Origin of the sequence: Pseudomonas sp. B21-059, assembly GCF_026016285.1 — a bacterium.
GTDB lineage: Bacteria > Pseudomonadota > Gammaproteobacteria > Pseudomonadales > Pseudomonadaceae > Aquipseudomonas > Aquipseudomonas danubii.
Genome location: NZ_CP087201.1, coordinates 2,603,806 through 2,623,949, shown reverse-complemented (window position 1 = coordinate 2,623,949; position 20,144 = coordinate 2,603,806). Strand labels below are relative to the sequence as shown.

Here is a 20,144-nt window from a genome sequence, read left to right as displayed (position 1 = left end):
ATACATCTAATGGACCCGTATCAAATGGCTTAAGCAAGATATCCGACGAGTCAACAACACGAGCCAGCAATGCAACACCTGAACGTTCTAGTTTTGGAAGATGAGCCCCTGCAACGCCTGGTCACTATCACCGCGTTAAGGAAGGTAATACCCGGCCAGATTCATGAAGCCATCAGCGGCAGTCAGGCATTGGCACTGTTGGAAAGTTGTGAAGCCATCGACATTGCCATCTGCGATCTGAAAATGCCCGGCATGGACGGCCTGGCCTTTCTGCGTCACGCCAGTCACAGCGGCAAACTGCGCGCGGTCATCCTCTGCAGCCAGATTGACCTGGCGCTGCGCAACACCACCGTGTCCATGATCAAGCGCCTGGGCCTGCATTTTCTTGGAAGCCTGAGCAAACCCTTCAACCTGGAGCGTCTGACCACCTTGCTGAAGCGATACCAGTCCCTGCGGCATGACATGGCCAGCCCGCTCAAGAGCATTGCGCTGCCCACGCTGGGTGATGTGTTGCGCGGTCTGGACAACGGAGAGTTCGAGCCCTACTACCAACCCAAGGCGGCACTCGATACCGCTGCCGTGCTGGGCGCCGAAGTCCTGGCTCGCTGGAACCACCCCCAACTGGGGGTGCTGCCGCCGTCACACTTCCTGAACATCATGGAAGACCACAACCTACTGGATCGACTGTTCTGGCAATTGTTCGATCAAGGTCTGGCGCTGCGGCGCAAACTGGCAAGAAACGACTTACCGCTGAATTTTTCCTTCAACTTGCACCCCTCACAATTATCCTCCGCGACTCTGACTGAATCCGTAACGTCCTTGTTGGCGCTCTTCCAGGTGCCTTCAAGTTGCATCACCTTTGAAATCACCGAAACCTCTGTGATGAGCGCTTGCGCGTACAGCTTGGAAAATATGGTGCGCCTGCGGCTCATGGGCTGCGGTTTGGCCATGGACGATTTCGGCGCCGGCTTCGCGTCTCTGGAACGGCTCTACGAGCTGCCCTTCAACCAAATCAAGTTGGACCGCAACTTCGTGCGCAAGATGAAACATCACCCCGCAAGCTGCGCCATCATCCGCTATACCTTGGCCCTGGCGGGCTCCCTGGGAATGTCCGTGATCATCGAAGGAGTGGAAACCCCTGAACAGCAGGAGCAACTATTGAAGTTGGGGGGCTCGATTGTCCAAGGTTTTCTATTTGCCCGCCCCATGCCGGAAAGTCACTTCATCGCCTATTGCAACAAGCCCTCAAGTCCCCCCACTAACGATATAAATTGATAGGCCAAAGCAACCCGCGACAGCTACTATTTTCACTCTGTATTTTCAGCGCTCTCGACTCAACTAAGCCTTCCTCATTTTCTGAAGAGACCATGCACTCACGACTTATCTGGCTACTTGCCTGCTTGGTGACCATTGCCGCTCAGACGGCAGCGGCCCAGCCACCCCTATTGCCCAATACGCTGTATAGCGAGGTGCGCCTCGATCACCACGAACTGGTACTTGAACAAGAGGACTGGCACTGGCTACGGCATAAGTCGGAGTTGAAAATCGGTGTGGTCGCACAAGAGTCGCCTCCCTTCAATGTCGATTACAACGACAGTCACTACGAAGGCATTACGGCGGACGTCAGTTCATTGATCGGGCAGATGCTCGGAGTCGGCATGAAGGTGGTTCCCTTCGCCACCCGAGAACAAGCCCTACAGGCCCTGCAGGCCTCCGCCATCGACTTGATGGGCAGCTACAACAGCCCCGGGCAATCCAGCGATGCCGTCAGCTTCACCCGACCGTTCGCCGATGGGCGGTTGGCCTTGTTCAAGCGCAACGCCGAACTGCGCCAGTCCCCGGCAAACCTGGCCGGACTGCGGGTTTCCGTCGTCAAGGAACACAGCGGCGAAGCGCAGGCGCGCTTTCCTCGTGCCCGCTTGATGATCTACCCCACCCATAACGAAGCCATAGCTGCGGCGGCATTTGGCCATGCCGACATGTACCTGGACGATGTACTGAGCGCCTACTTCCAGATCAACCGTTCTTACTACGGCTTCCTCAAGTTCGAGCGCTTCGCTGACCTTGCCAGGGGTGGTTATGGCTATGCGATCAACAAGGACAACGACCGTCTTCAGCGCATCCTTGACCGAAGCATCGAGGCCATTGGCAAGGAAAAACTGAGCCATCTGAGTCAACGCTGGGTCGGTAGCGGTTTCGTGCCGACCAACGAAAAAATTGTTCTGACTCCAGAAGAGTCACGCTGGATCGGTCGTCACCCGGTGATACGCCTGATCATCAACGATGACTTGGCGCCCGTGGCGTTCTTCGACGCCAACGGAGTGTTCTCCGGAGTTGCCGCCGAACTGCTGGAGATCATCTCGCAGCGCACCGGCCTGCATTTCCAGGTGACTGTGCGTAATGGCGGCTATCCGCAGCAGATTGAAGCCTTGAGCAACTCCGAGGCGGACATCGCCATCATGACGGCAGGCCCGCAGCGCGAGGACAAGCTACGTTTCACAAGGCCGTTTTTGACCAGCCCTTTTGTCCTGGTCACACCCAGTGGCAGCAAGGACAAGGGGCTGACCGCCGAAGACCTGGCAGGCAAGCGTCTTGCCATTCCATCAGGTCACGTGACCCTGCAACACGTCCGCGAGCTTTATCCGAGCACGCAATTGATCGAGGCCGGCACCACTCTGGACGCCATGAACAAAGTCTATGACGGCAGCGCCGATGCCGCCCTGGTGTCATTGCCAGCCGCTCGCTACTACATTGTCCGTCTGTTTCAAAATCGCCTGAACATTGCCGACCTGATCCACACCAGTCGGGCAAACGCCAGCTTTGCTCTGCGGCGCAGTGACTCCGAGCTTCAGTCGATTCTCGACAAGGCCCTGCTCAGTCTCCCGGCGGACGATCTGAACGCTATCGCCAACCACTGGCGCTCACCACCGGGCATGAGTGGCGAAACCTGGCGCGACTATGCACTGCTGATCGCCGAAATCATCGCCGCCGCGGCGCTCCTGCTGTTGCTGACACTGGCCTGGGCCTTGTATCTGCGACGTCGGATCAAGGCCGAGAAAACCCTGAATGAGCAATTGCGCTTCATCGAGGCCCTGGCCGAAAACATGCCCCCGGTTCTCTACATTCGTGACATGGACGGCAAGATGCTCTCGTGCAACCGCAGTTACCTGCAGAGTGTCGGCCTGACCGCCGAGCAGGTTCTGCACAAATCCGTGCAACAGCTGCCCAAGGAGCATTTCTGCGCTGAACCCGACCTGCATCACAGCTACCTGCAAGCCATACGCGACGGTCAGACCATCAGTTCGGTGTACAAGGTCAAGTTGCAGGGCAAGGATGTCTGGATCGATCACTGGATCCAACCCTTCCAGGACAACAATGGCGTCACCAAAGGCGTTATCTGCGGCTGGCTGGACATCACCAAGCATCGGCATCTGGTCCAGGAATTGAAGGAAGCGAAGAACCTGGCCGACCAGGCCAGCCGCACCAAGACCACGTTCCTGGCCACCATGAGTCATGAAATCCGTACCCCCATGAACGCGATCATCGGCATTCTGGAACTGGCGCTCAAACGCGCCGATAGCGACCGGATCGAGCGCTCCAGCATTGAAATCGCCTACAGCTCGGCCAAGAGCCTGCTGGACCTGATCGGCGATATTCTCGACATCGCCCGCATTGAGTCGGGACGTCTGAGCCTTTCGCCCAAACGCGCCAACCTGCGCGAGCTGGTGGAATCCATAGCCCGTGTTTTCGAAGGTCTGGCACGCCAGAAATGCCTGAGCTTCCTCCTCGAAATCGACTCCAGCATCAATTGCGATGTGCTGGTAGACGGCATGCGCTTCAAGCAGATTCTGTCCAACCTGATAAGCAACGCCATCAAGTTCACCGAAGCCGGCTTCATTAAAGTGAGCATCAGCGGCGATCTGGTGGAGAACTCGTTGCTGCAGGTCAAACTGCGCGTCGAAGATTCAGGGATAGGCATATCTCCTAGTAACCAGCAGCGGCTGTTCCAACCTTTTGCCCAAGTCGAACGCAATGTCCTGAATACCGAAGGTACCGGCCTGGGACTGGTGATCTGTCGCTCCCTGTGCGAAATGATGGGCGGCACTGTCTCAATGAGCAGCACCCTGGGCCAGGGCACCCTGGTGGAGGTGGATCTTCGTCTTCAGGTGCTGGAGCGCCTGGCCGCCGTAGAACCTGCACCCAGCATCAAGCGACGGCAGATGTACCGCCTGCAGATTCTGGTGGTGGACGACCACCCGGTGAACCGTCAGGTCCTGGGACAGCAACTGGCGTTTCTCGGGCACGACATAGTCGAGGCGGAAAATGGACAACAGGCACTGAAGACCTGGCGCGAGCACGCTTTTGACCTGATCATCACCGACTGCCACATGCCCGTCATGAACGGTGCCGAACTGGCCCGCTCAATTCGCCAGGATGAACGCGACACGCACGACGAACCGATCGTGATCATCGGCCTGACTGCCGACGCCCAGCCCGAGGAAGTGGAACGCTGCATCCAGGCCGGAATGAATGACTGTCTGATCAAGCCCATCAGCCTGGATGAACTGGAGGCGCGCCTGTTGGCCCTGGGTCAAGTCGAGGAAGAAGAACGCGCGCCCCTGCCGCCCGAAGAACGCGTCAGCAGCCAATCCCCACAGGTATTCGATCTGGAGTCGTTGCATACCCTGGTGGGCAGCGAGCCGACCATGCTGCAGCACATCCTGAGCGAATTGCTCAGCAACAATCGCACCGACCTGCAGACCCTGGAGACACTGCTGCGCGACCAAGCAACAGCGGAACTGTCCGAGTTGGCGCATCGCATCAAAGGGGCAGCACGAGTCGTCAAGGGCGAGCAACTGGTGGAAAGCTGCCGGCAATTGGAAGACGCCTGTCAGAGCCCGGACCTGAACATGCCCCTGGTGAGCGACTGTGTTGAGCAGGTCAAACAGGCCATCGTGACCCTTGAACAGCAGCTGCTTGAGCAGTACGACGGATCGGCACCACTTGCCGGGTGATATCGAGGAGAACGCACGGACTGCCCCGCTTCAGCGGGGCCAAGGTGATTTTCAAAGGCGCTGAACGGCGCTGACCGCGCCAGTGAGTCGACCGCTGCAATGGCAGCAGGCTCGGCCGGCTTGGTGGCCAGGTTTGACTCATTGATCGCGGATTACCGGATGCCCGGTAGCCCCTCAAGAACATAAGCCGCCTCCACTTTTTTCCCAGGGGTGGCACACAGAAAAAATCGGCAAGAAACCCGTAAAACGCAGCACCAACGCCTGCTAAACTCCCGTCCCCCAACCCACTTGAAGGTGACCACAGATTCTGGTCACCCATTGAAAGGACTCTCCCATGAACAAGCTGATCTACAGCCTTTTTGCCTCGACACTGGCCCTGTCCGTTGACGTCGCCCATGCCGCCTCCGTGGCCCAAGTCTTCACCGGCGATATGCTGGGCACCAATCAGCGGTACTTTGAATCCGTCGCCGGAATCCCTCGGGAATCCTTCGGCGATGAGCACAAGTTCAAAGTCCAGGGCTGCAACATCACCGCCACCATAGAAGGCGGCACAGTCAGCAAACTGCGCATGGAGCTGACGCCCAAATGCCAGGCTGACCTGACCCAGTTCGTCGACACCTTCGCCCCCGCTCCCGGCAAGCCGCTCACCGTAGGCGCGTTCACCGAATCGTCCGGTGGCGGCCTGAGCTACAGCGCCAGTTGCCTGAGCATGTGCGGCAACGCCGCCGACCCTTCCGTCTACGCCCACTGGGAAGGCCCCCGCGCCATAGGTTTCAGAGAGGTGCTGCTGGAGGTGGTGCTGGTCTCGGATGCCGCGCTCAGCGCCGCCGACCAGTGGGAGTCGCAGATGCGCAAAGCAGAAGGCGAAGACTACGTGATGGAAACACGCTTCAACTGCGACCAGAAATACAACGCCGCCGCGCAGAAGGCTTTTGAGAAAGTGCAGGTCAGCGCGGTGACCATCGGCACCGGGCTCAAAGCTTCCGGCTGCTGAGCGTCAGCACGAGAGGCCACCCAGGCTCTGTGCATACCCTGGTGGGCAGCGAGCCGACCATGCTGCAGCACATCCTGAGCGAATTGCTCAGCAACAATCGCACCGACCTGCAGACCCTGGAGACACTGCTGCGCGACCAAGCAACAGCGGAACTGTCCGAGTTGGCGCATCGCATCAAAGGGGCAGCACGAGTCGTCAAGGGCGAGCAACTGGTGGAAAGCTGCCGGCAATTGGAAGACGCCTGTCAGAGCCCGGACCTGAACATGCCCCTGGTGAGCGACTGTGTTGAGCAGGTTAAACAGGCCATCGTGACCCTTGAACAGCAGCTGCTTGAGCAGTACGACGGATCGGCACCACTGGCCGGGTGATATCGGGGAGAACGCACGGACTGCCCCGCTTCAGCGGGGCCAAGGTGATTTTCAAAGGTGCTGAGCGGCGCTGACCGCGCCAGTGAGTCGACCGCTGCTATGGCAGCAGGCTCGGCCGGCTTGGTGGCCAGGTTTGACTCATTGATCGCGGATTACCGGATGCCCGGTAGCCCCTCAAGAACATAAGCCGCCCCCACTATTGTCCAACCTGCATTGTGTATTAGTCCGGGGTTGTGTTTTGAGCCTTGCGATTAAAATTTATTATGAACCGATTGCACTATCTTTGTAGTTCCGGCCTAAGTAATGCTGGAGAGATTCTCTCCAGCCATTATTATCTGAGCCCGACAAAAAAACAGAGAATGGCTTAGCTGCGCCCTCCAAGGAATCGATTAAAACTACTAATAAAATCTTTCCTCAGACCCGGCAATATTTTTTTCAGGATCAAAAAGTAAAGATAGATAGGGGTTGGACCATCGCCCTCCTCTTCCCAAACCTCCTCTGTACCATAGCAATAGAGCACACCTCGGATGAAATTTGCATAATCTTCATCTTCCTTGCGACTTTGCTGCTCCATTTTCCAGAGATCGACAGTGAGCTTCTTTCGAAGTACCTCATCACTTTCGATACGCTCGCGCAAGATGGCCTCTTTCAAGAACGGCACCAACTTTTCCAACTTGCTGGCAGCAATAGTTTTTAATTCACCTCTTTGGATAAGACCCATTAGATAACTAGCGTACTCACGCGTCATCTCGCTATAAGAAACATTCGCATCAAGCAACTGCCGCTCCAGACCATCAAACTCTTTAACTTCTATACTATCAATCATTGTGTGGCTCCATCTTCCATTTCTAGCCTACCCATAACTTGTTTACATGACTTACAGAATGGCTTCAAAATGCCATCATTCCTGTGCGTCGTTGATCTGCCACCTTTAGTTAGAGCCTTCAACTCATCGACTGTCTTAACGTTGTATTTTTTCGCAATATTGCTAAGGGCCCAGCAGCCGGAAGTGGACAACGACAGGCTGCGACACTGCCGTCTCCACTCTCAACCCACGCCCCCCCAAAAAAATACGCCCAAAGGATGGAGATGAAACTCTGGCCCCTCCATGCAGGCACGCGCCGGCCATGGTACGTAAAGCTGCTCTGGATACCGCTGCTGTTTGGGCTGGTCACGCATTGGGACTTCGCGTTGCCAAGGGTGAATGTTCACTACTCCCAAGCCGGCCGGGATGAGCTCAGGTACATCTGGAATGTCCAGGATCGGATTGATAAAGGAGGAATGCTTCCCGGAGGCGGCGCAACCGATCATGGCGTGCTCTTCCCCGACGACGAGTTCTTCATGGAATTTTCCTGGTGGAGCAAGAACACGGGGCGTAATCACTGCATCAGCATCACCCCGCAATGGCCCAACACCCATATCTACCTGAACGCCGACGGCGACATCGACAGGCGAGAAAAGAGCGGAACCGATGGGCACCGGTTGGCGGAGTGTCGCTGGGATCGGGCCAAGCCTTAGGTCGGTATCACGGGCGCAACGGTAACGGCAGCCTGTGTGACCGGTAACCATGGTTTTTTGGCCGGCGATGCCCCGTCATCTGTTTGCGGTGGCGGCTTGAACTGCCGAGTGGCCAGGCACCTGAGAAGGCGAATGTCCCGCCTCCGCTGTTGGCCGTTTCTCAGTCGAGGCGGTCGATGGCGCGGGCAAGGTTGACGCGGGCTTGCTGTTCGAATGCATCGAAGTACGGTGCGGTCGTATAGATGCGCCCGCGTGCCAGAAAGCCTTCCAGGACCTGGCGCCGCTTTCGGCGGTACACAAACAGAGGCACATATCGGTACTCGCGACGGACTTGGCGGTCGTACTCCTCAAACCGCGCGGCCGATGCCCCAAGGATCGCCAGATCCGTGTCCACCAACATGGCCTCGTCTGCCGAGGCTGGAGCGCCGTCGTGTCGCGTCACCATGATCAGGCCGTAAAGCCTGCGTCGGGTTTCATCGTCCAGGCCGCTATCGCGTGCCACGTCGTCCAGCCATTGCGCACTGCGCAGCTCGTTGTCGCTGCGAAGGGGGTCGTATATGGCGTCATGAAACCAAAGTGCGAGGTCGACTTCAGCGGGGGCGTGGCAGGCTGCGTTGATGAGTCGACGCACCTGGAGGCATTCCTGCAAATGCTGGCAGTTGTGGTACGCACGATGGGGCTCGCGGTAGCGTCGCAAGAGCTCTTCGTAGGTTTCTCGCGGCGGGCAGCCGGCGCCAAGCTCCGCCCAGAGGCGAGTCCAGGCGGCGAAATCCACACCATCAGGCACCTCAGGGGCGCCGTGCGCGCCGGCCGGAAAGAGACTGTGCCCTTCTGGCGGTTTCGTCATCGCTCCTCCTGCGTATCAATGTAACGCTCCACCCAATCGATCAACGTCGGTGCGGCGAAGGCCGTCGGCAGCAGTGGCCGCGCCGTGGTGGACAGCGTGAACGCCCCCTGGATAAAGCATGTAATGCCCGCCACCAGCGCGTCGAGCCCTCGGGCGCGGCGTCCGCGTTCGGCGAATCGCTGCCGGAGCAGGCCCTTGAGAAGCTTCATCTGCGCCGCTAGCACAGCCTGATAGACCTCACGCACGTCTGGGTCGTGGGCCGATTGCTCGCCGATCATCACCCACGCCGCCACCGCATCGGGCTGCGCGTCCGAACCGTAGGCCAGGTGTGCTGCAATATAGGCTTGAAGCCTTTGCTCGGCCGTCTGGGCCGCAGCAGCCCGGGACTCGTAGCGCTGACGGGCGTAGCCGGCCAGTGAGTCGACCAGTGCCACCAAGATCTCGCGCTTGTCCTTGAAGTGGTAGTGCACGAGGCCAGGCGCTAGCTCCGCGTGCCGGGCGATGGCCGCTATGGTTGCGCCTGCGTAGCCGGCCTTGGCCATCACGGCCTGGAGTGCCGCCACGATCTGGCCGCGTCTTTCATCAGTGTTCGAGCGCCGTGCCATGTCATCTTTCCAATATTGGTTGCGCGACCAGCTTAGCATTGACATCGACCCCGTCGCACCCTAGCTTTCCAAATATTGGTTATCGGACCAATTTTGGAGATCACGATGAATTCCTTCGCTGAAAAACTGGTGGCCGGGGCCACTGCTCCGTCGGCCTCGGTCGAGCTACCGCTGGGTGACCGGGTGCGCTGTGTGCTGGTCCACGAGTTTCTTTCGGCCAGCGAGTGCGAGGCGTTGATAGAAGCCACGCAGAAGTGCGGGTTCGCCAGCGCAGGGTCTGACTACCCGTCCTCCTACCGCGATAATGACCGGATCGTGGCAGACGACCCAGCTCTGGCCGGACGACTCTTCGAACGCTTGAAGCACTGCGCCTGGCGGATGCCGAGGCTGGGTACGGTGATCGATGAGGACGGCTGGCGTCTGGTCGGCATCAATGAGCGGCTGCGCTTCTGCCGCTACCGGCCCGGCACCCAGTTCCGTGCCCATCAGGATGGTGTACACCATCGCCAGCGCCAACAGTCACGCCTGACCTTCATGATTTATCTTAACGACGATGCATTCAGCGGCGGAGAGACCGTGTTCTTCGAGGGGCGCTCCGCAGCCATGTCGAACCGGAATTCCACGCTCAGGCTGCGCCCCCGAAAGGGCAGCCTGATCGTATTCGACCACACACTCTGGCACGCCGGCGCCTTAGTGGACGCAGGCCAAAAATACATCATGCGCAGTGACCTGATGTACGAGCCACAGCGTGCCTTGCACGTCGACGGTCCCTTCCAGCCGGGCCACCGCGGGTACGTATGGGCGCTTGCCGACCTTGGCGACCGGGGCTTTGCAAGCGCCGGGCGTGACTCAACCATCCGGCTGTGGGATCGCGAGGGTCGCTGCCTGGGTCAGCTTGACGGACATACACAGTCCATTCTGGGTCTGGTGGAAGTGGCGCCTGGCGAGCTGGTTTCTCACTCGCGTGACCGTACGATCCGGCATTGGTCCTTGGCGAGCGGCAAGTCAAGGTTGGTCGGCACATCGGATTCGGCCGTCCTGTCCTCGGCAAGGTTAGGCGCTGGCCGCTTCGTGACCGGGGCTGCTGACGGTCGCGTGACAGTCTGGAACCTGGCGACAGGTGCCGCGGACAGGCGTCAGGCCCACGCCTGCTGGGTCTGGGCGATCGCACCTACGGGCGACGGCGGTTTCGCCAGCGCATCGGAGGACGGAACCGTCAGGCTGTGGCAACCCGAGGAGCGGGACTGCGTACAAGTGCTCGATCTGGGCCGCCCCCTGAGGACGCTGGCGAGCTGGATCGACGCCGATGGCAGCGTCACCTTGGCCGCTGGTGATCTCGACGGCGCGGTGCACCTGCTAGCGACCGAACCGATGCTGGCGCTCCTGGATTGCCTGGCCGCTCATGACGGGCCGGTCCGGCGCGTGCGCTTCGAGGCGCGACACATACTGCTGACCTGCGGCGAGGATGGATTCGTCAGGCGCTGGGACCTGCCCTCACGGCAGGGGGCGATCATCGGCTCACACGACAACTTTGCAACCGATGTACTCCCCAGCAGCGCCGGTCGCTGGATCAGTTGTGGGTATGACGGCCGGATATTGGTGCATGGCGACAAGGGCTAGGGTTTAGGTGGGCACCGTCGCCGACTCCGTGTCTACCTATCGGTCGGGTCCGCTTTTGGCTGTAGACTCAACGTATAAGTTGCCACTTGCTCTGGTGCATTAATGTTCAAATGCTGAGGGCGAGAACTCTAGATGCGCGGGCCGTCGGGGCGCAAATCAATGAAGCGGTTAAGCTTCAGAGGTTGGTCGCTACCGCGAAAGTAGACGTCGGCCTCGACGATTGAAGTTCCATTGGCCAAGTCCTTCATCTTGAATCTTGACGCGCGGTCGCGAGTCTCTCTTGTTCTGAGCGCTTCAGGCCAAGTGTTTTCGAGGCGGTAAACTACCCTGTCCACGCTGTCCATGACGACGTCTGGCGCCATAACAACCACCTCAAACTGGTAATACGCTCGACCGTCGCCACCGTACAAACGTGTTCCTGCCTCCGAAAAGAAGCTCGTGTGCAGCAAGGCGATGTTTTCCAGCGTTACATTCTGCTCCTCGCTGGGAACAGGAATCTTCCGCGCTTGCTCGGGAAGACTCTGGATCTCAAGAAAACTTCCAATTTTTAAGCCAGATCCTCCCTTGATTCGCTCGACTATCTCTAAGAAAAGCTTTTCGACGTACGGCTGGAATAGAACCATTACCACCAGGACGATAATCGGCCATATGAGGCTTGTAATAATGCTGACAACTGGCACGGTCATTCGCTCAGGTGGAACCAGGAAGAACGCGTGTACAAACAAAACTCCACATAATGCAATGATCGCAGCCTTACGCTGCCGAGCCCTTGCCTCCAACTTGCTCTTATCTTCCGGCGATCGTGCGCTATCCATGTGTTGATCCTCCTGTATTTCCCTCGAAAGCGTGCTACCGCCGTGCAGCGTTCAATTGGCCTTGAACAAAAAACGGCAGAGTCCGTCTGCAACTAAAATCAGGTTAGGCGAGGAAGTGGATGAGCGTTTTTTTTATGGAACGTGCGTGCGCCACATCTGTATGAAATCTCCCGGAACTGAAGGCCCGGTGGGCAAAGAGACACGCTCAAAGTTAAAAACGGCGAATAGCAGACGTTTAGGGTAGAGAAATAAATCTGTCCGTGTCTCTTGGAGCGACCACTACAGTTCAGCTTTCATGTTGAAACGCGGGTTTCGATTTTTACTTGGGCTCTTCACACCGCCTGGGCCGGAAGCAGACAGCTGTCGAGATGGGGTTCGGTAGCCGAGCTAAAGGGCCTCCTTGCCTTTCTGCGCCTTTGGCCAACAGGTCGCTGGTATGATCTGCGTCCGGAGCCGCCTGCTGGAGGCGGTGTGTTTGAGCACAGGAAGTCCCATGAAAAGAATGCTGTTCGGTGTGTGTCTGCTTTCACTGGCCGGTTGTGTCAGCTCGCCCGATACCTCCTTCACCCAGGCCACCCCAGGTTGCAAAGCGGCCACCTCTGAGGTCAATGGGAAACCGGTCACGACGCAGTTCTGCATCAAAACCATCGCCTTCAAACCCTCACAATACCGAGTCACTGTTAACGACCAGGTACTGTTCACCGGTACTGACTACCAACGCGTCGCCTTTACCAAAACCATCAAGGAAGGTCCGGCCAAGGGCACATGCAACGAGCTGATCGAGTTGCAGGGCTCCGGCTCGACAACAGTGCCATTGAACGAGTTGCCCACCGAATTGGTGGCAGGCTGCCGGATTACGGCAGACGCGGCCGGTAACGCCCAAGCCTTCAGCAAAGACGACGCCTGCGACAAGGTGTTCTACAAGTCGCTGGCGCCGTTGCTGGGCAAGGTGATGCCGACTGAAGTAGCCCGCCAATGCAGCGTGACGGTGGGCGAGCAGACCGTGTTTGACCAACGTTTCAACTTTTAGAACAAGGCACTGGAGCAGAGGGGTAGATTTCCTTTCTCTGCTCTAGCCGATACCGGCCTCTCCGCTGTCCCTGCGCCACCCACCACCAGAACGGCGGAGCCCTAAGGTAGTTTTTAAAAGTCAGTGAGCGGATCTGAGGCCAACGGCAGAGGCAGGACAGTGGGCAAAGAGCCGATCGCTGAAAAGCGCCCCGTTCAAGCAAAAAGGCGACGCATTGCGTCGCCTTTTTTGTTGCTTCATTACTCAACCAGGGGTCAGGCAGGATCAGCCTGTCTCAAGGTTCTATCACCCAAGGTACGCAACAGATCGAAGCCATCACTGAGCAACAGGCCGATGGCAAAGCGGATCTGTGAGAGGTCCTGCGCACCAGAAGCGCAGTCAAGGATTCCCAGCAGTAGGAAATAAATCTGTCCCGCTTTCCTTCATGGCAAAGGTTTTGGGGCTAAAAGTGACGATTCGTCGCGGCCGTATCAGAACGAACCTGTCCAACTCATTGCCACCCAGCGTGCTGGCTGCTGCCCCTCATTGCTGGCATTGAGCAAGAACATCAACCGACTATCTAGCATCAACCACGCGACTCCGAGCTGGCCGCGCATCCAGGCTCGGTCGCTTTGCTCTGGGTCCAGACGAAAATGCTGCGCCCCCCAATAGGCGTCTATCGGGTCAGCATCATCATGAACACGGCGAACCCCTTCAATACCGGCGAGCAACTCAAGGTGATCCGCTAACAGGTACTTGCCATTCATCCCGAACCGAAGCTCAGAAATGCTGTGATTGCGTTCACCCAGCGACATGGCCTGACTACCACCGGCCTCGTCATAGGATGAAACTCGCGTTTGCACATAGTTCAAGTCTGCATAGGGTGAGAGCTCCACGCCCATGGGGCGCCAGAGAGCTTCCCAGTCCAACCGGGTACGCAACGCCACGGTATCGACTCCTGGAGTGGCGCTTGAGCCCTCATCCCCTGAAAGTGTCGAATAACCACGGCGAATATCAGCATCGCCATGGTTGTAATACGCGGTCAGAGTCGACCAAAGATCGGGAGACAGCGCGGTCACTGGCGCGATGAACTCCACCAACAGGTAGGATCCTTGCTCTTTGATGGAATTCGCCCCTCCAGAGCTATCGCGTACACGGCTTTTGCCCACCGCAAGCCCCAGTTGCGCGCCGCTTTCCGTAAGACGCTGGCACCCTCCGACCTCAGCAACCCCAACCGAGCTACCGGCACCGCCGAGGTCATCCCCGCCCCAATCTCCGGCTAGCCAAGCGCAATTTTGCTTGCCGGAGGCAACACGAAAATCCAGGGGGTGCCCGTGGTTTCCACTCAGTACTAAAACAGCGGAGTCCACCGCGAGTTTTGACACGTCGCTCGCCTGCCGGGCAAGTCCATCCAACCCACTAGGCTGCAATACGATCTGCACCATCACCAGGTGAAGCGTCGACTCTTTTGCAATGTTGTAATCCGAAAGAGTTCGGCCATCCTCCAGGGTTTTTCCGGCAAACCTCAGCGTCTGCTTGTCGGGAGGAATGCCTTCCTTATCCTGAATCTTGGCTTTGACATTCTCGACCGTGTCACTAGCTTCAACGTCCAACGTGATGGTCTTGCCAGTGAGGGTCTTGACGAATATCTGCATGGCAACTGCGGGTGTGGTTACACCACATGCCAGCACTAGCAACAAGGCACGAACAAGCAGGGGAACTCTAACGATAGGTAGCGTCACAAAAGATACCGACTCTGTAAAAAAGCCGGCGATAGTAGCACGGTAATATCACCTGGACAGCCACTCCCCCTCAGTGAATCGCAGCTGGTTGCATACAAACATTCGGAGCTCATAGCGAAGCTACAGATCCAGCGCGCTCATCTGACAAGACCTTGTACCCGCGGCTGCTTCTGGACGAAAACAGCCCACCACGAGAAAGCTTTTCAACCCATAGCTTTCATTGAATGAAGGTCACGAAGCTGGTTTCGATTTCGACGCATGCTGGCGGGAGCGTATTGACCAGCATGGCGGCATCGTCGCCCTGGTTAAGAAAAACCAGGAAGTCCCCGGACCCAAACTCGATCCTAAATCCGACTAGCCGAGATACCTGGCCATTGAGGGCATCGAGAATGCCCTTGACCTCGAGAACCTTCTCGCCTTCGAGGTGGGACGCTGATAACGCTGCAAGGAGGTTTTCCCTCTTCCAGGCGCAAGTCACGCCAGGCTCTATCTCGAAGGAAACAGGCGTGTTGATGGGGTACATGTCAGCCCCAACACTCTCACCATCACTCAAGAGGTACATGGATATCACCTCTTGCTCGCCGAAATGCCATTCAATAGAGCCTACATCTCCCAGACTCATTTCCCCGTTGAAATAGTACTGGTCATGCATCAGCGCGTTCAGTCGCTTACCCACCAGTAAACGCGCCTTGTGCAAGTCTTGGGCTGCTCTCGTATGAGAAAAGCAATAGCGGCTATCCATTAAGCACCTCATGTACGTCGGACGAGGGGCAGTCCACTGCTGACCGAAAACTGCCGCTCAAGGACGATGCCGTTGAGTCGATAGCAGCCCCCTTCTGCATTCGACCAGAAACAAGGGTTGGAAAACGCTACAACGAATGGCAGCCCACCCCTACCCCTGCGCCACCCAATACCAAACCGCTGCCCCCTCAAACTCCGGCATCACTTCCCCCTGTGCAAAGCAGCGCCGCGACTCCGGCTGCGCCGGGGTAAACCAATAACCGGCCTTGCTACAGGACTGCCCCGCCACCACCGGCGCTACATGCTTCGGATCGCTCGGCCGAAGGTTCCTCGCATAGGCCACCAGATCCTTGGGATAGACCCTATGCTCGACCCCGCTGTCATCGATGCCATAAAGGAAGGCAATAGCAGCCGCCTCGAACGCCCAATACCCGCAGTAGCTGCCCTCGTCCCCTTGCAGGTGGCTGTCGTGCCAGGGCGCTTGCTCGAACGCGGGGTACCAGTCGTCACAGTACTGCTGCAGAAGGTCGCTGGCCTCGGTTGGGTCGTCGGCGTAGATGGCTTGTATCAGCGGTGTGTAGACGTCGTGGTACCAGTCATCGACGTCATATCGGTCGGGCAGCAGTTTGCTCAACAGGTCTTCGTAGAGGGTGTCGTCCCCGGCGTAGCCTGCGGGGTCGATCAGGGCCACGAAGCGTTGGAGCAGGTCGGCGCGGTGCAGCAGGATGCACAGGCTGAACACCTGGACGCACTCTTGGTACTGATCGAGCCAGTCGTCTATCGCCAAGGGGGTGATGTTCGGAATCTGGTTGTATTCGGCCAGTTGTCTTTGCAGGTGTTCGTAACTGTCCACCAGGGTTTCCAGCAAGGGAATCAACAGGTCGATGCTGTGGCCGGCGGTGTAGCGGATGAGGATTTCCTTGAAGATCCACTTCTGGAAATGCCGGGCCCTGAGGGACTTTTCCTGCGCTTCGGAGTCGGCCTCAAAGGTGTTTTCGACAAAGAATTCCACGCTGTGCTGGTAATTGCTGAAGAAGTTCTCCAGGCGCGCAGCGCTGAGGAATGCTTGTCGTCTGTCCTTGATCATGGGTCTTCCTTGTCTGAACGGCGCCCGCTCCAGGCGTTGCCGGCAAGCGCGGCAACGGCAGTCACCAGTCTAAAAAACAAAGCCCGCGACACAAGGCGCAGGCTGGATAGGGTTGCAACAGGTCGAGCCGGATCAGTCACCCAGCCCTTAGAAGTTCGCCGGGGTGTTGGCGCTGATGATTTCCGCCTCATCCTGGCCAATGTTGCGAAAGCTGTGGGGCAAGGTGGTGGGGAAGTAATAGCCATCCCCCGGGTTGAGCACGCTGACTTGCCCGTCCACGGTCAACTCCACGGTGCCGCGGGTCACCAGCCCGCACTCCTCGCCTTCGCTGTGCACGATGGCTTCTTCACCGGAGCTGGCGCCGGGGGCGTACTGCTCGCGCAGAAAGCGCATCTGCCGGTTGGCCACCGGGGCGCCGATCATCAGCAGGCGCAGGCCGTCGCGGCCCAGGTCCGGCTGTTCGTTGGCGCGGAACACGTATTGGTGCTCACGGGGCGGCTGGTCGAAGGTGAAGAAGTCGGCCAGGGACATGGGGATGCCTTCCAGCAGCTTTTTCAGGGAGCTGACGGAGGGGCTGACGCGGTTCTGTTCGATCAGGGAGATGGTGGCATTGGTGACGCCGCTACGACGGGCCAGCTCGCGCTGGGAGAGTTTGTAGCTTTCGCGAACGAGTTTGAGTCGGGTGCCCGTGTCCATAACAGCCTTATGTGAGAAGTACTTAAGGGTATTTTTGCGGCGGTTGGGTCGCGAGGATCGCGATTTGGCTGCCCTGGAGCCTGAAAAGGCGGCTATTTAAACATGTTTGACAGGCAAGCTGTAAAGGCTGGCGATGAGGGGTGCCGCGGGGGAAATGTGGGCGCTGTCGGGGGGCGTCGGGAGGTCCTGCGGACCTCGTCGCAGCCTGCGGCAGCGGCTACAGGGTGGAGGCTGTAGCCGCGTTGTGTATTCAGATGCCGAAGCGGTCGCGCAGGGCGTAGTACGCGGCGCCCAGGGCGGTCAGTGGGGCCTGGAAGGTGCGCCCGCCAATCATCGGCATGTGCGGCAGGGAGGCGAAGGCGTTGAAGCGTTCGGCGTCGCCGCGGATCATTTCGGCAATCAGCTTGCCGGCCAAGTGCGAACAGGTGACGCCGTGGCCGCTGTAGCCCTGCATGTAGTAGGCGTTCTTTTCGATCCGGCCAAATTGCGGCATGCGTGACATGGTCAGCAGGAAATTGCCGGTCCAGCGGTAGTCGATCTTCACGTCCTTGAGCTGGGGGAAGGTCTTGAGGATCTTCGGCCGGATCAGCTGATCGATGTCATCCGGTTCCCGGGCGCCGTAGACCACGCCACCGCCGTACAGCAGGCGGTTGTCGCCGGTGAGGCGGAAGTAGTCCAAGAGGTAGTTGCAGTCTTCCACGCAGTAGTTGTTGGCGATCAGGCTGCGGGCCAGTTGTTCGGGCAGTTGCTCGGTAACCACGATCTGCGAACCGCAGGGCATGCTCTTGCGGGTCACTCGTGGATCGAGGTCTTGCTGCAGGTAGGCGTTGCCGGCGATCAGCAGGTATTTGGCGCGCACCAGGCCCTTGGCGGTACGCACCACGTTGGGTTCGCCGTAGGTGATTTCCACCGCCGCCGACTGTTCGAAGATCTTGCCGCCCAGGCCGATGATGGCGCTGGCTTCGCCCAGGGCCAGGTTCAGCGGGTGGATGTGGCCGCCCTGCATGTCCAGCAGGCCGCCGATGTAGTTCTTGGTGCCGACTTCGCGGTCGATCTGCGCCTTGTCGAGCAGCTTCAGGTTGTGATTGCCCAGGCGCTCCCAGTTGCGTTTCTGTTCCTCCAGGCCCTTGAGCTGCTTGTTGTTCAGGGCGGCGAAAATGCCACCGGGGCGGTAGTCGCACTGGATGTCGTAGTGCTGGATGCGCTGGCGGATGATGTCGGCGCCTTCGAAGATCATGCTGCCGAGCACTTCGGCGCTTTTTTCGCCGTAGCGTTCTTCGATCACGTCCACGTCGCGGCTGTAGGAGTTGACCAGTTGCCCGCCGTTGCGCCCGCTGGCGCCGAAGCCGACCTTGGCCGCTTCCAGCACGGTGACGCTATAACCGGCTTCCGCCAGGAACAAGGCCGAGGACAGGCCGGTGTAACCGGCGCCGATCACGCAGACGTCGCACTCCACACTCTCTTCGAGTGGCGGGTAGTCGGTGGTCTGGTTGCGGGTCGCGGCGTAGTAGCTGTTCACGTAGGTTTGCATGAGAAATTCCCCAGCGGGTACGGGCCCAGGCCCGCCGCCGCTGTTGTTATAAGAGTTAGAGCTTGATCCAGGTCGCTTTGAGCTCGGTGTATTTGTCGAAGGCATGCAGCGACTTGTCGCGACCGTTGCCGGACTGTTTGAAACCGCCGAACGGCGCGGTCATGTCGCCGCCGTCGTACTGGTTGACCCACACGCTGCCGGCCCGCAGGCCACGGGCAAAGCGGTGGGCGCGGCTGAGGTTGGCGGTCCAGACCCCAGCCGCCAGGCCGAAGATGCTGTCGTTGGCGATCTGCAACGCTTCTTCTTCGGTATCGAAGCTGATGACCGACAACACCGGGCCGAAGATCTCTTCCCGGGCGATGGTCATGGCGTTGGTCACGCCGTCGAAGATCGTCGGCTCGACATACAGGCCGCCAGTGCTTTCCAGGGTGCGGACACCACCGGCCAGCAGTTGGCCGCCCTGCTGCTTGCCGATTTCAATGTAGCGCAGCACGTTCTCCAGTTGGCGCTGGTCCACCACCGCGCCAACCCGGGTTTCGGGATCGAGGGCATGGCCCGGTTTCCAGCCCTTGAGGGCCTCCACCAGCAGCGGGATGAACTGTTCGCGGATCGAGCGTTCCACCAGCAGGCGCGAACCGGCGGTGCAGACTTCGCCCTGGTTGAAGGCAATGGCCGCAGCCGCCGCTTCGGCCGCTGCGCGCAAGTCCGGGGCGTCGGCAAACACCACGTTGGGGCTCTTGCCACCGGCTTCCAGCCACACCCGCTTCATGTTGCTTTCGCCGGAATACACCAAGAGTTGCTTGCCCACGGCGGTGGAGCCGGTGAAGGCCAGCACATCCACATCCATGTGCAGGGCCAGGGCCTTGCCGACGGTGTGGCCGTAGCCCGGCAGGACGTTGAACACGCCCTTGGGGATGCCGGCGTCCAGGGCCAGCTGGGCGATGCGGATCGCGGTCAGCGGCGACTTTTCCGACGGCTTGAGGATGAACGAGTTGCCCATCGCCAGGGCCGGGGCGAACTTCCAGCTGGCCATGATCAGCGGGAAGTTCCACGGCACGATGGCCGCCACCACGCCCGCCGGTTCCCGGGTCACCAGGCCCAGCTGGTCGTGAGGGGTGGCCGCCACTTCGTCGTAGAGCTTGTCGATGGCTTCGGCGTTCCAGCGGATGGCGTTGGCCGTGGCCGGAATATCAATAGCCATGGAGTCGCCAATCGGCTTGCCCATGTCCAGGGTTTCCAGGAGCGCCAGTTCTTCCTGGTGCGCAAGGATCAGGTCGGCGAAGCGAATCAGGATGCGCTTGCGCTCGGCCGGGGCCTTGCCCGACCAGACGCCACTGTTGAACGCCTGGCGCGCCACGGCCACCGCACGATCGGCATCGGCCTGATCGGTGCTGGCGACGTTGGCCAGAAAGCGCCCGTCCACCGGGCTCAGGCATTCGAAGGTGGCGCCGCTGGCGGCGGCGCAGTACTGGCCGTCGATAAAGGCACGGCCTTCAAGGCTGAGGGACTGGAAGTGCTGCTCCCAGTCGCTGCGGGATTTAGTCATGGCAAATACT

General features: G+C 59.0%; 17 protein-coding genes. 7 read left to right on the top strand and 10 right to left on the bottom strand.

The window, feature by feature from the left end; all coding sequences use genetic code 11:
* Positions 1-69 precede the first annotated feature (69 nt).
* The 4 genes from LOY69_RS11985 (at position 70) to LOY69_RS11970 (ending at position 6,377) form a co-directional block, all read left to right on the top strand.
* On the top strand, positions 70-1,275 hold the full coding sequence (locus LOY69_RS11985) for an EAL domain-containing protein (protein WP_265074616.1): 1,206 nt from the start codon (positions 70-72) through the stop codon (positions 1,273-1,275).
* A gap of 92 nt (positions 1,276-1,367) precedes the next feature.
* Positions 1,368-5,015 (top strand): transporter substrate-binding domain-containing protein, encoded by a 3,648-nt coding sequence (locus tag LOY69_RS11980; protein ID WP_265074615.1) that lies wholly within the window; start codon positions 1,368-1,370, stop codon positions 5,013-5,015.
* Between the two features lie 334 nt (positions 5,016-5,349).
* Entirely contained in the window at positions 5,350-6,009 is a 660-nt protein-coding gene (locus LOY69_RS11975; RefSeq protein WP_110652975.1) for a hypothetical protein, read from the top strand.
* 59 nt (positions 6,010-6,068) lie between these two features.
* A complete protein-coding gene (locus LOY69_RS11970) occupies positions 6,069-6,377 on the top strand; it encodes an Hpt domain-containing protein (RefSeq protein WP_134928764.1) in 309 nt (102 codons plus the stop codon).
* Between the two features lie 364 nt (positions 6,378-6,741).
* Here the strand turns inward: LOY69_RS11970 and LOY69_RS11965 are convergent, their stop codons facing one another.
* On the bottom strand, positions 6,742-7,203 hold the full coding sequence (locus tag LOY69_RS11965) for a hypothetical protein (RefSeq protein ID WP_265074614.1): 462 nt from the start codon (positions 7,201-7,203) through the stop codon (positions 6,742-6,744).
* A gap of 263 nt (positions 7,204-7,466) precedes the next feature.
* Here LOY69_RS11965 and LOY69_RS11960 point away from each other — a divergent pair, with 263 nt between their 5' ends.
* A complete protein-coding gene (locus LOY69_RS11960; protein WP_265074613.1) occupies positions 7,467-7,895 on the top strand; it encodes a hypothetical protein in 429 nt (142 codons plus the stop codon).
* Between the two features lie 160 nt (positions 7,896-8,055).
* Here the strand turns inward: LOY69_RS11960 and LOY69_RS11955 are convergent, their stop codons facing one another.
* Together LOY69_RS11955 and LOY69_RS11950 are read right to left on the bottom strand one after the other, a co-directional pair.
* On the bottom strand, positions 8,056-8,742 hold the full coding sequence (locus tag LOY69_RS11955) for a hypothetical protein (RefSeq protein ID WP_265074612.1): 687 nt from the start codon (positions 8,740-8,742) through the stop codon (positions 8,056-8,058).
* Positions 8,739-9,347, bottom strand: a complete 609-nt coding sequence (locus LOY69_RS11950; RefSeq protein WP_110595883.1) for a TetR family transcriptional regulator — start codon at positions 9,345-9,347, stop codon at positions 8,739-8,741. Before LOY69_RS11950 ends, LOY69_RS11955 begins: the two co-directional genes overlap by 4 nt.
* Positions 9,348-9,452: 105 nt before the next feature.
* On the opposite strand from LOY69_RS11950, the gene LOY69_RS11945 reads away from it, so the two are divergent.
* Complete coding sequence (locus tag LOY69_RS11945) at positions 9,453-10,967, top strand: 2OG-Fe(II) oxygenase (RefSeq protein ID WP_265074611.1); 1,515 nt, start codon at positions 9,453-9,455, stop codon at positions 10,965-10,967.
* 128 nt (positions 10,968-11,095) lie between these two features.
* On the opposite strand, the gene LOY69_RS11940 is transcribed toward LOY69_RS11945, so the two are convergent.
* Positions 11,096-11,782 (bottom strand): pYEATS domain-containing protein, encoded by a 687-nt coding sequence (locus tag LOY69_RS11940; RefSeq protein ID WP_265074610.1) that lies wholly within the window; start codon positions 11,780-11,782, stop codon positions 11,096-11,098.
* Between the two features lie 493 nt (positions 11,783-12,275).
* Here LOY69_RS11940 and LOY69_RS11935 point away from each other — a divergent pair, with 493 nt between their 5' ends.
* Complete coding sequence (locus tag LOY69_RS11935; RefSeq protein ID WP_265074609.1) at positions 12,276-12,812, top strand: hypothetical protein; 537 nt, start codon at positions 12,276-12,278, stop codon at positions 12,810-12,812.
* A gap of 470 nt (positions 12,813-13,282) precedes the next feature.
* Here LOY69_RS11935 and LOY69_RS11930 read toward each other — a convergent pair whose 3' ends face one another.
* From LOY69_RS11930 to LOY69_RS11905, 6 genes are all read right to left on the bottom strand, one after another.
* Complete coding sequence (locus tag LOY69_RS11930; RefSeq protein ID WP_181433955.1) at positions 13,283-14,446, bottom strand: ubiquitin-like protein; 1,164 nt, start codon at positions 14,444-14,446, stop codon at positions 13,283-13,285.
* Positions 14,447-14,750: 304 nt separating this feature from the next.
* Positions 14,751-15,275: a hypothetical protein gene (locus tag LOY69_RS11925; RefSeq protein ID WP_265074608.1), complete on the bottom strand. Its 525-nt coding sequence runs from the start codon at positions 15,273-15,275 to the stop codon at positions 14,751-14,753.
* Between the two features lie 150 nt (positions 15,276-15,425).
* Positions 15,426-16,361 carry a PoNi-like cognate immunity protein gene (locus tag LOY69_RS11920; protein WP_265074607.1) on the bottom strand — a complete coding sequence of 312 codons (936 nt, stop codon included), beginning with the start codon at positions 16,359-16,361 and terminating at the stop codon, positions 15,426-15,428.
* A gap of 147 nt (positions 16,362-16,508) precedes the next feature.
* Positions 16,509-17,057 (bottom strand): cupin domain-containing protein, encoded by a 549-nt coding sequence (locus LOY69_RS11915; RefSeq protein ID WP_015635120.1) that lies wholly within the window; start codon positions 17,055-17,057, stop codon positions 16,509-16,511.
* Positions 17,058-17,307: 250 nt separating this feature from the next.
* Complete coding sequence (locus tag LOY69_RS11910; RefSeq protein ID WP_265074606.1) at positions 17,308-18,588, bottom strand: NAD(P)/FAD-dependent oxidoreductase; 1,281 nt, start codon at positions 18,586-18,588, stop codon at positions 17,308-17,310.
* A 55-nt stretch (positions 18,589-18,643) separates the two neighbouring features.
* The gene (locus LOY69_RS11905; RefSeq protein WP_253085585.1) at positions 18,644-20,134 is read right to left on the bottom strand and encodes an aldehyde dehydrogenase; all 1,491 of its coding nucleotides are present in this window, start codon (positions 20,132-20,134) and stop codon (positions 18,644-18,646) included.
* Positions 20,135-20,144 lie beyond the last annotated feature (10 nt).